The following is an 11,066-nucleotide window of genomic DNA, read 5'->3' as shown; positions in this document are numbered from 1 at the left end:
GGTTGATAGGCCAGATATGGAAGCGCCGTAAGGTGTGGAGTTGACTGGTACTAATAGGCCGAGGGCTTGTCCTCAGTTGCTCGCGTCCACTGTGTAGGTTCTGAAGTAACGACCGTTGAGTCATGATTCCGGTTGGTTATCTTCATAGTGTTTCGGTGGTCATAGCGTTAGGGAAACGCCCGGTTACATTTCGAACCCGGAAGCTAAGCCTTTCAGCGCCGATGGTACTGCAGGGGGGACCCTGTGGGAGAGTAGGACGCCGCCGAACAATTCTTCAGCTCCGGTCCCTGAACCCTCGTGGTTCAGGGACCGGAGCTTTTTTGTTCTGATTTTCGGGTGGTGGGCGTAACTCGACGTTCACCTCATCTGACCAGGATCCCCGTCATGCGGACAGTGGGAACGCTCAAGTCGGCCGGGGTGCGTGCCGGGGACGAGGTCGTGGTGCCGGCGTACGGCAACGTCGAAGTGGCCCGGGCCGTCGCGGAGTTGGGCGCGGTGCCGGTGTTCGCGGAGGTGGATGCGGACAGCTACTGCCTGGATCCGGCCTCGGTGGCCGACGTGGTGTCCAGCCAGACGGTGGCGGTCGTCGCGGTCCACAAGTTCGGGCGACCGGCGGACGTCGGACGGCTGCGTGAAGTCGGGCAGCGGCACGGGCTGTTGGTCCTGGTGGAGGACGAGGCCGGGGCGGATCCGGCGGGTTCGGAGCAGCGCCGGGCACATGCGGCATATCTGGACGACCGGCTGAACGGGGTCCGGACGCCGGCGCCGGCGTCGGGGCACCTCTACGCGCAGTACGTGGTGCGGGTGCCGGGGAACGGCCGGCCGGACCGGGACGCGTTCGCGCGGACCTTGCGGGCCAAGGGAGTTGGCTGCCGGGTGCCCGTGCAGGCGCCGGTGTACCGGCTGCCGGGGCTGCGGCGGGACGTGTTCCTGCCGGAGACCGAGCGGGCGGTGGACGAGACCCTGGCGCTGCCGGTGCACGCCGGGATGTCGCGGCGGGAGCTGCAGAAGATGGTCAGTGCCTGCAATGCGCTCGGTGGATTGCTGCAGCCGGCGTTTTAGGAGCGGCCGGGCCGGTTCGTGAACGCCGCGGAGTTGGGGTAATATTCTTTCTGTTGCCGGCCCCAATAGCTCAGTCGGCAGAGCGTCTCCATGGTAAGGAGAAGGTCTACGGTTCGATTCCGTATTGGGGCTCAAGGGACAAAGGCCCCCGCCGAATGGCGGGGGCCTTTGGCGTATCTGACGGCGGGTGAGAGGGCCTCAGTTCGTCAGTTCTCCTCAGTTCTGTGCGGCCTCGATATAGGCCAGGCCGTGTGCGCCGGAAATTCCGGTGCGCTCGGGACTGAGGGTGGCCACGGTCTGCAGGGTGTGGAGGTCGATGACGGTGACGGTGCCGCAGGCGTTTCCGGAGACGTAGGCCCGGCGGCCGTCGGGGGAGGAGGTCACGGTGAGGGGGAAGCGACCCACCTCGACCTCGCCGATCGGGGTGAAGGTTTCCGGGGCGTGGACGGTCAGGACGCCGGGCTCGGGGTCCGGGCGCAGGGCGCCGGTGAGGAGCGTGCCGTCGGTGGTGAGGTGGACGGGCATGACGTGGCCCTTGGTGGGCAGGGTGCGGACGGTCTCGTCGGTGGTGGTGTCGATGATGTGCAGGGCCGGTTCGGCTTGGTTGCGGGAGACGGGGTCGGCCTTGGGGGTGGCGACGATGAGTCGGCGGCCGTCGGGGGTGAGGGCCAGGCCCTCGCTGCCGGGGACCGGGATGCGGTCGGTGAAGACGCCGTGGTCGAGGTCGAGGACGGAGACGAACGGGGCCTCCTTGTTGGTGGTGTAGCCGCGCCTGCCGTCGGGGGTGACGACGAGCCAGTGCGGGCCGGGTGCCATGGCGGGGATGCGGCCGAGGCGGGCGTGGGTGCGGCTGTCGAGGACCAGCACACCGCCGGGCTCGGTGTCGGTGGCTTCGACGCTGACGTAGAGGCGGGACCGGCGGCGGTCCAGGGCCAGGCCGTGCGGGCCGTGGTCGGGACGGAGGTCGAGGGTCGTGACGACGGTGTGGGTGTCGACGTCGATGACGGTGAGCTCGTGGGAGCGGCCTTCGTTGGCGTCGTAGTAGCCCGAGCGGTAGGTGCTGGAGCAGTACAACAGCCGGTGGTCCGGGTCGAAGCAGAGTTCGTGGGGCTGTGGGGGCGCGTCGACGACGGCGAGCAGTTCGTGGCCGGTGGCGTCGAGGAAGGTGACGGTGGAGCCGGTCTGGCTGATGACGGCGAGCTGATCGCCGGTGGTGGTGGTCATGGGCCGATCGTGCGCGGGCGTGGAGGTTGACTCCAGTGCAGGGCGGTCAGAGGTGCCTTGCACGGCGCGCAAGGTTGCTGGTGGCCCAGGGCGGGCGACCGTGGGGGTGTGGGGCGGGTCACAGGAGGGTGGCCCGCCCCGGGGTCAGCCGGCCTGGCGCTGGGGCTCCGGAACGCGCATGGCGAGGATGGCCATGTCGTCGGAGGCCGGTTCGGCGGCGAAGCGTTCCACGGCGCGCAGCACACGGGCGGCGACGGCGCCGGCGGTCAGGCCCGTGCAGGTGGTCAGGACGTCGGTGAGGCCGTCGTCGCCGAGCATGCGGGAGCCCTCGCGGCGCTCCGTGACGCCGTCGGTGACGCACAGCAGGACGTCGCCCGGGTCGAGGGTGACGGTCTGCTCGTAGAGTTCGAGGTCGTCCATCACGCCCAGCAGGGGCTGGGGTTCGGCGGCCGGTTCGACCGTGCCGTCCTGGCGCAGCCGGAGCGGCAGGGGGTGGCCGGCGCAGACGACCTTGAGGAGGGCGCTGCCGTCGTCCTGCGGCCAGAGCTCGCCGTAGAGGAGGGTCAGGAAGCGGCTGCGGGCGCCCTCGTCGAGGATGGCGGCGTTGAGGCGTTCCAGGACGGCGGGGCCGCCGAAGCCCTCGCGGGCGAGCAGGCGGAGGGCGTGCCGGGCGAGGCCGGTGACGGCGGCGGCCTCCGGGCCGGTGCCGCAGACGTCGCCGATGGCGAAGCCGTAGGCGCCGTCACGGATCGGGAAGAGGTCGTAGAAGTCGCCGCCGACCTCGTTGCCCTCGCCGGCCGCGCGGTAGATGACCTCGACCTCGACGCCGGCGATGTCGGGCAGCTCCGGCGGCAGCAGGCTGCGCTGGAGGGACTGGCTGATGGCCGTGCGCTCGGAGTAGAGGCGGGCGTTGTCCAGGGCGAGGGCGGCCCGGCGAGAGAGGTCCTCGGCGAGTTCGAGGATCTCCTGGCGGAAGTGCTCCTCGGTGGGCTTGCCGAGGGTGAGCATGCCGATCACGCGGTTACGGGCGACGAGGGGGAGCACGACGGTCTCGCCGCCGACCGCGGCGGCGGTGGCGAGGGTGGCGCCGGGGCCGCTGGAGGGCCGTGCGGCGTGGCCCAGGCCCAGGCTGCGCATGGAGGTGCGCAGCGCGGCGTCATGGGCGGCGTCGCTGGGGGCGGTCCAGACGCGGGCGCCGGGGGTGGGGACCGGCTCGGGCGGGTCGACCTTCATCAGGAGGGTCTTCAGGCCGTCGATGCGGTCCTCGTCCTCGTGCAGGACGTACGACAGCTCCGGTTCGGAGGCCTGGTCGGCGACGGTGTAGACCGCGCACCAGGTGGCGAGGGTGGGGACCGTCATCTGGGCCATCAGGGCCAGCGTCTGGTCGCGATCGAGGGTGCCGGCGAGCAGGTCGGACGCCTCGACGAGGAACGACAGCGAGCCGCGGCGGAGCTTTTCGAGTTCGGTCAGCCGGGCGCGTTCGACGGCGAGGGCGATGCGGTCGGCGGCGAACTGGAGGCGGAGGGCCTCTTCGTTGGTGTAGCGGCCGGGGCTTTCGGCGGCCACGCCGAGGGAGCCGGTCAGCCGTCCTTCGACCTTGAGGGGGACGGTGACGACGGAGCGCATGCCGGTGCCGCTGAGCAGCGGGACGGCGCCGGGGACGGCGGTGAGGTCTTCGTGGACGGCGGGCATCCGGGCGGAGCCGTAGCGTCCGGAGCCGGCCTCGACGGGGACGCGGGCGAAGCGCTGGCGGGCGGAGGGCAGACCGGTGGAGGCACGGACCTCGAGTTCGGTCTCGTCGTCGGTGGCGAGCAGGAGGTAGGCGGCGTCGCCGTCGAGCATGTCGCGGGCGCGTTCGACGGTGCGCTGGAGCAGGCCGTCGAGGTCATCGGGGGCAGGGGAGCCGATGAAGACCTCGAACGGGTCGGAGGGGTGGGCCGTCGACCGGGCGGTCTGGGCGGTCTGCGTCGCGCTGTCGCCGGCGGGGGTGCGCTGGGGGCTCTGGAGGATCGCGCGTTCGTGGTCGCGGACCAGCAGGCAGACCGTGGAGGCCTCGCCGTCGGCGTCGCGGACGCGCAGGTGGGAGGCGTAGACGGGGACGACCCGGCCGTCGGCGCCGCGCATGCCGTAGGAGCCCTCCCAGCGGGAGAGCTGGAGCGCCTCGGCGATGCCGGTGCCGGTGCCGGGGGTGTGCGGCCAGGCGGCGAAGTCGGTGAGGGGTTTGCCGATGACCAGTTCGGGGTCGTAGCCGAAGAGGTCCTGGGCGTCCTCGTTCCAGAAGCTGATGCAGCCGCCGCGGTCGATCTGGATCACCGCGACGCGGACCCGGGCGTCGGTGACCGGGAGGGCGTCGACGGGGAGGGCGGGGCCGGCGGAGCGGGTGCCGGCGGGGCGCTCGGGGAGGTCGAGCTGGAACCAGACGTGTTTCTGGGCGGCGGTGTATTCGACGCCCCAGCGGGCGGCCAGGGCGCCGCAGAGGAGCAGTCCGCGGCCGCCCTCGCGGTCCGGGTGGACGATGACCTGGCCGGCGTTCTGGAGCGGAATTTCCCGTTCGGGGTAACGGTCGGCGACGGAGATCTTGACGCCGACGTCGTTGCGCTGACACAGGACGTCCGCGGCGGTGCCGGCGTGCACGACGGCGTTGGTGACCAGCTCGCTGGTGAGGACGACGGCGTCGTCGACGATGTCGGCGCAACCCCAGCCCTGGAGGGTGTCACGGACGAACGCACGGGCGGTGGCGACCGAGCGCCCGACCGGTTCGAAGGTTGCGGCGGCCCGCGCGGTGATCACTGGTCTCCTCATGCGTGTGTCGGTGATCTGCTCCCCCATGGTCGCGGCGCCCCTCCGGAATTACCTGGTGTGCTCGTGCCACCGCCCGTACGCGAGGTCACGCGGGCCGGGTGGACAGCCGTATGCCAGGTTACTTACCTTCGCCGCGGCCGAGGATGCCGGTCACGTGTGTTTCCGCCCCAATCGTGCCGTGGGACGGTGTGCGATGCTGCCGAACTGTTATGGCCTGGTTGGGCCATGGTGAAACACTGGGCAAGTATCAAGAGAAAGCCCGGGTAGAACGGTCGACCCTGCGGGAGGGACACGGTGGAGTCTGGCGCAGCGGCGCGGGGCGCAAGCACGCGCGCGAAAGGCGGACGATCCCGGAACAACGGGACGACCGAGGTGGATACGGCTGCGCTGAATCGGCTGTTGGTCGCTCTGGTCGCCATGCGGGACGGGAACTTCCGCAAGCGGCTCACGGTTTCCGGCGATGGCGTCATGTCGGAGATCGCGGCGGTCTTCAACGAGGTTGCGGATCGCAATCTGCATCTGACGGGCGAGCTGGCGCGCGTGCGCCGGGTCGTCGGACGTGAGGGAAAACTCACCGAGCGGCTGGAGGTCGGCGCCGCCGAAGGCTCCTGGGCCGCGGCCATCGACGCCTCGAATGCGCTGGTCGACGACCTGGTGCGGCCGGTTTCCGAGGTCGGCCGGGTGCTCTCGGCGGTGTCCGAAGGCGATCTGGAACAGCGCATGGATCTGCGCTCGCGCAGTTCGGACAGCTCTTCGGAGCATCCCCTGCGCGGTGAATTCCTGAAGGTCGGCCGGACGGTCAACGGCCTGGTGGACCAGCTCTCCGCGTTCACCGACGAGGTCACGCGGGTGGCCAGTGAGGTCGGCACGGAGGGCAAGCTCGGCGGCCAGGCGCGGGTGCGCGGTATGTCGGGTTCGTGGAAGGACCTCACGGATTCCGTCAACACCATGGCGTCCCGGCTGACCGCCCAGGTGCGGGACATCGCGCTGGTCACCACGGCCGTCGCCAAGGGTGATCTGTCGCGCAAGGTGACGGTCCATGTCGCCGGCGAGATGCTGGAGCTGAAGAACACCGTCAACACGATGGTGGACCAGCTGTCCTCGTTCGCCTCCGAGGTGACCCGGGTCGCCCGTGAGGTCGGTACGGAGGGCGAGCTCGGCGGTCAGGCCCAGGTCCCCGGTGTGGCCGGGGTGTGGAAGGACCTGACGGATTCGGTCAACCTCATGGCCGGCAACCTCACCGCCCAGGTGCGCGGGATCGCGCAGGTCACCACGGCCGTGGCCAACGGTGACCTGTCGCAGAAGGTGACGGTCAGCGCACGCGGCGAGGTCGCTCAGCTCGCCGACACGATCAACACCATGACCGAAACGCTGCGTACCTTCGCGGACGAAGTGACGCGGGTGGCGAACGAGGTCGGGGCCGAGGGGCAGCTCGGCGGGCAGGCGCAGGTTCCGGGTGCGGCGGGCACGTGGAAGGACCTCACCGATTCGGTGAACAACGCCTTCCGGAACCTGACGGCCCAGGTGCGGGACATCGCACAGGTGACGACGGCGGTCGCCAACGGCGATCTGTCGCAGAAGGTCACCGTCGATGTGGCCGGGGAAATGCTGGAGTTGAAGAACACCGTCAACACGATGGTGGACCAGCTCTCCTCCTTCGGTGCCGAAGTGACGCGGGTGGCACGGGAGATCGGCGTCGAGGGTGAGCTGGGCGGCCAGGCCGCGGTGCCCGGCGCGGCGGGGACGTGGAAGGACCTCACGGACTCCGTCAACACCGCGTTCCGCAACCTCACCGGTCAGGTGCGCAACATCGCGCAGGTGACCACCGCGGTCGCCAACGGCGATCTGTCGCAGAAGGTCACCGTCGACGTCTCCGGCGAGATGCTCCAGCTGAAGAACACCGTGAACACCATGGTGGACCAGCTGTCGTCGTTCGCCGACCAGGTGACGCGGATGGCCAGGGACGTCGGTACGGAGGGCCGGCTGGGCGGTCAGGCCCGGGTGGACGGCGTCAGCGGCACCTGGAAGGAGCTCACCGACTCCGTCAACTTCATGGCGGGCAACCTCACCTCGCAGGTGCGGCAGATCGCCCAGGTGACGACGGCGGTGGCGCGCGGTGACCTGTCGCAGAAGATCGACGTCGATGCGCGCGGCGAGATCCTGGAGCTGAAGAGCACCATCAACACGATGGTCGACCAGCTCTCCGCGTTCGCCGAGCAGGTCACCCGGGTCGCCCGGGAGGTCGGTACGGACGGCCGGCTGGGCGGTCAGGCACAGGTGCCCGGTGTGGCCGGTGTCTGGCGCGATCTGACCGACTCCGTGAACGGCATGGCCGGCAACCTCACGGCCCAGGTGCGCAACATCGCGCAGGTCGCCACGGCCGTCGCGCGCGGTGATCTGTCGCAGAAGATCGACGTGGACGCCCGGGGCGAGATCCTGGAGCTGAAGAACACCCTGAACACCATGGTCGACCAGCTCTCGTCCTTCGCGGAGCAGGTCACCCGGGTCGCCCGCGAGGTGGGCACCGAGGGCATCCTGGGCGGCCAGGCCGAGGTGCAGGGCGTCAGCGGTACGTGGAAGGACCTCACCCAGTCCGTCAACTTCATGGCGAACAACCTGACGTCGCAGGTGCGCAACATCGGTGAGGTGACGACCGCGGTCGCCCGCGGTGACCTGTCGAAGAAGATCACCGTCGACGCCAAGGGCGAGATCCTCGAACTGGTCACGACCGTCAACACGATGGTCGACCAGCTGTCGCTGTTCGCGGAGCAGGTGACCCGGGTCGCCCGTGAGGTCGGTACGGAAGGCCAACTGGGCGGCCAGGCAAGGGTTCCGGGCGTCACCGGCATCTGGAAGGACCTCAGCGACAACGTCAACCTGATGGCCAACAACCTGACCATCCAGGTGCGGAACATCTCGCAGGTCTCCGCGGCGGTCGCCAACGGTGACCTGACGAAGAAGGTCACGGTCGAGGCGCGCGGCGAGGTCGCTCAGCTCGCCGACACGGTCAACACGATGGTCACGACGCTGTCGTCGTTCGCCGACGAGGTCACGCGGGTGGCCCGTGAGGTGGGCACCGACGGCATCCTGGGCGGTCAGGCCCGGGTCCCCGGCGTCGCCGGGACGTGGAAGGACCTCACCGAGTCCGTGAACTCGATGGCCAACAACCTGACCGGCCAGGTCCGCAACATCGCGATGGTCACCACCGCCATCGCCAAGGGCGATCTGACCAAGAAGATCGACATCGATGCGCGCGGCGAGATCCTCGCGCTGAAGACCACCATCAACACCATGGTCGACCAGCTGTCGTCCTTCGCCGAGCAGGTCACCAGGGTGGCCCGCGAAGTGGGTACGGAGGGCCAGCTGGGCGGTCAGGCGCAGGTGCGGGGCGTGGCCGGCACCTGGCGGGACCTGACCGAGTCGGTGAACGAGATGGCCGGCAACCTGACCCGGCAGGTGCGCGCCATCGCCGCGGTCGCCGCGGCGGTCACCCTCGGCGACCACAACGTCCGGATCGACGTGGACGCGGCCGGCGAGATCCTGGAGCTCCAGGACAACGTCAACACCATGATCGCCACGCTCCGCGAGACCACCCTCGCCAACGAGGAGCAGGACTGGCTCAAGGGCAACCTCGCCCGGATCTCCGCTCTGATGCAGGGCCGGCGCGACCTCAAGGACGTCGCCACGCTCATCATGAGCGAGCTGTCGCCCGCGGTCTCCGCCCAGCACGGCGCGTTCTTCCTGGCGGCGCAGCCGGACAGCCAGGAGATCGGCGCGGACGGCGGTGAGTCGGGCGAGTACGAGCTGCGGCTGATGGGCTCGTACGGCTACACCGGGGGCAACATGCCCACCACCTTCAAGCCCGGCGAGACGCTGATCGGCACGGCCGCGGAGGAGAAGCGCACGATCCTGGTGGAGAACGTGCCCTCCGGCTACCTCAAGATCGCCTCGGGGCTGGGCGAGGCGCCGCCGGCGAATGTGATCGTGCTGCCGGTGCTGTTCGAGGACAAGGTGCTCGGCGTGATCGAGCTGGCGTCGTTCCAGCCGTTCACCCAGATCCAGAAGGACTTCCTCAACCAGATCGCGGAGATGATCGCGACCAGCGTCAACACCATCTCCGTCAACACCAAGACCGAGGTGCTGCTCAAGCAGTCGCAGGAGCTGACCGAGCAACTCCGCGAACGTTCGGCGGAGTTGGAGAGCCGGCAGAAGGCGCTGGAGCTGTCCAACACCGAACTGGAGGAGAAGGCCGAGCAGCTGCGGGCGCAGAACCGCGACATCGAGGTGAAGAACACCGAGATCGAGGAGGCCCGGCAGGTCCTGGAGGAGCGCGCCGAGCAGCTCGCGGTCTCGATGCGCTACAAGTCGGAATTCCTGGCCAACATGTCGCACGAGCTGCGCACGCCGCTCAACTCGCTGCTGATCCTGGCCAAGTTGCTGGCCGACAACGCCGAGGGGAACCTCTCCCCGAAGCAGGTCGAGTTCGCCGAGACGATCCACGGCGCGGGCAGCGACCTGCTCCAGCTGATCAACGACATCCTGGACCTGTCGAAGGTCGAGGCCGGCAAGATGGACGTCAGCCCGACGCGGATCGCGCTGGTCCAGCTCGTCGACTACGTCGAGGCCACCTTCCGGCCGCTGACCGCGGAGAAGGGACTCGACTTCTCCGTACGGGTCTCGCCGGAGCTGCCGGCCACGCTGCACACCGACGAGCAGCGGCTGCTGCAGGTGCTGCGCAACCTGCTGTCCAACGCGGTGAAGTTCACCGACACCGGCGCGGTCGAGCTGGTGATCCGGCCGGCCGGCGCGGACGTCCCGGTGGCCATCCGCGAACAGCTGCTGGAGCACGGTTCGTTGCGTGACCCGGACGCCGAGATGATCGCGTTCTCCGTGACCGACACCGGCATCGGCATCGCGTCCAGCAAGATGCGGGTCATCTTCGAGGCGTTCAAGCAGGCGGACGGCACGACCAGCCGCAAGTACGGCGGTACCGGTCTGGGCCTGTCCATCAGCCGGGAGATCGCCCGCCTGCTGGGCGGCGAGATCCACGCCCAGAGCGAGCCCAACCGCGGCTCCACCTTCACGCTCTACCTGCCGCACAACCCGGGCGGGCTGCCGCCGCAGGGCTACCCGCAGCTGGTCGCCGGCGGGCTGGCGATGGACGCGGAGGCGCGCGAGACGGAGGCCGGGAGGCAGGAGGCGGAGGAGCTGCCGCGCCGGGAGGCGACCGGCGGCAGCCTCAACCGGCGCCGCCGGCGGGCGATTTCCGGGTCGCAGCGGCGGTTCGCGCTGCCGGGCCAGCAGCCGTCCGGGCCGCCGCAGCCCCTCACGCAGGCGCCCGCCCAGCCGGAGCGGCCGGCCGCCGAGGAGCCCTGGCTGGGCAACGGCCAGGACCTCGTCGAGCAGGGCTTCGAGGGCGGCTTCCACGGCGAGAAGGTGCTGATCGTCGACGACGACATCCGCAACGTCTTCGCGCTCACCAGCGTCCTGGAACAGCACGGGCTGTCGGTGCTGTACGCGGAGAACGGCCGGGAGGGCATCGAGGTCCTGGAGCAGCACGACGACATCGTGCTGGTGCTGATGGACATCATGATGCCGGAGATGGACGGCTATGCGACCACCGCGGCGATCCGCCGGATGCCGCAGTTCGCCGGGCTGCCCATCATCGCGCTGACCGCGAAGGCCATGAAGGGCGACCGGGAGAAGAGCATCGACTCCGGGGCCTCCGACTATGTGACGAAGCCGGTGGACACCGACCATCTGCTGTTGGTCATGGAGCAATGGATGCGCGCGGAGTGAGCGGGCGTCCAATATGGAGCCGGAATGAGGATCATCGCGTGCTGACGGAGTGTGGCAGCGGACGTGTGGAGGACCCGGATCCGGGGAACCTTCTCGTCTCTGTCTGCGTTTCTGCTACGTGCACAGTGACATCGCGGTGACAGGGTGTGGCGACAGGCGGGGTGCAGCTACCATGACCG

The 11,066-nt window shown here is 69.5% G+C and carries 4 protein-coding genes, 1 tRNA gene and 1 rRNA gene; 4 read left to right on the top strand and 2 right to left on the bottom strand.

Annotated elements, in window-relative coordinates; translation table 11 throughout:
- Positions 1 to 151 precede the first annotated feature (151 nt).
- The 3 genes from rrf to ACFV1J_RS11490 all read left to right on the top strand — a co-directional run bounded on the left by rrf (position 152) and on the right by ACFV1J_RS11490 (position 1,194).
- Positions 152 to 268, top strand: a 5S ribosomal RNA gene (gene rrf / locus ACFV1J_RS11500).
- A 116-nt stretch (positions 269 to 384) separates the two neighbouring features.
- The gene (locus ACFV1J_RS11495; RefSeq protein ID WP_385857087.1) at positions 385 to 1,062 is read left to right on the top strand and encodes a DegT/DnrJ/EryC1/StrS family aminotransferase; all 678 of its coding nucleotides are present in this window, start codon (positions 385 to 387) and stop codon (positions 1,060 to 1,062) included.
- 59 nt (positions 1,063 to 1,121) lie between these two features.
- Positions 1,122 to 1,194, top strand: a tRNA-Thr gene (locus tag ACFV1J_RS11490).
- 84 nt (positions 1,195 to 1,278) lie between these two features.
- Here the strand turns inward: ACFV1J_RS11490 and ACFV1J_RS11485 are convergent.
- The gene (locus ACFV1J_RS11485; RefSeq protein ID WP_385857086.1) at positions 1,279 to 2,286 is read right to left on the bottom strand and encodes a YncE family protein; all 1,008 of its coding nucleotides are present in this window, start codon (positions 2,284 to 2,286) and stop codon (positions 1,279 to 1,281) included.
- Positions 2,287 to 2,430: 144 nt separating this feature from the next.
- Positions 2,431 to 5,076: a SpoIIE family protein phosphatase gene (locus ACFV1J_RS11480; protein ID WP_385857102.1), complete on the bottom strand. Its 2,646-nt coding sequence runs from the start codon at positions 5,074 to 5,076 to the stop codon at positions 2,431 to 2,433.
- Positions 5,077 to 5,382: 306 nt separating this feature from the next.
- Here ACFV1J_RS11480 and ACFV1J_RS11475 point away from each other — a divergent pair, with 306 nt between their 5' ends.
- Positions 5,383 to 10,887, top strand: a complete 5,505-nt coding sequence (locus ACFV1J_RS11475; protein WP_385857085.1) for a HAMP domain-containing protein — start codon at positions 5,383 to 5,385, stop codon at positions 10,885 to 10,887.
- Positions 10,888 to 11,066: the final 179 nt, after the last annotated feature.

Source organism: Streptomyces sp. NPDC059649 (genome assembly GCF_042734445.1).
Taxonomy (GTDB): Bacteria; Actinomycetota; Actinomycetes; order Streptomycetales; family Streptomycetaceae; genus Streptomyces.
Note: the sequence above shows the minus strand (reverse complement) of the source record. Positions and strands in the feature narration are given on the sequence as shown.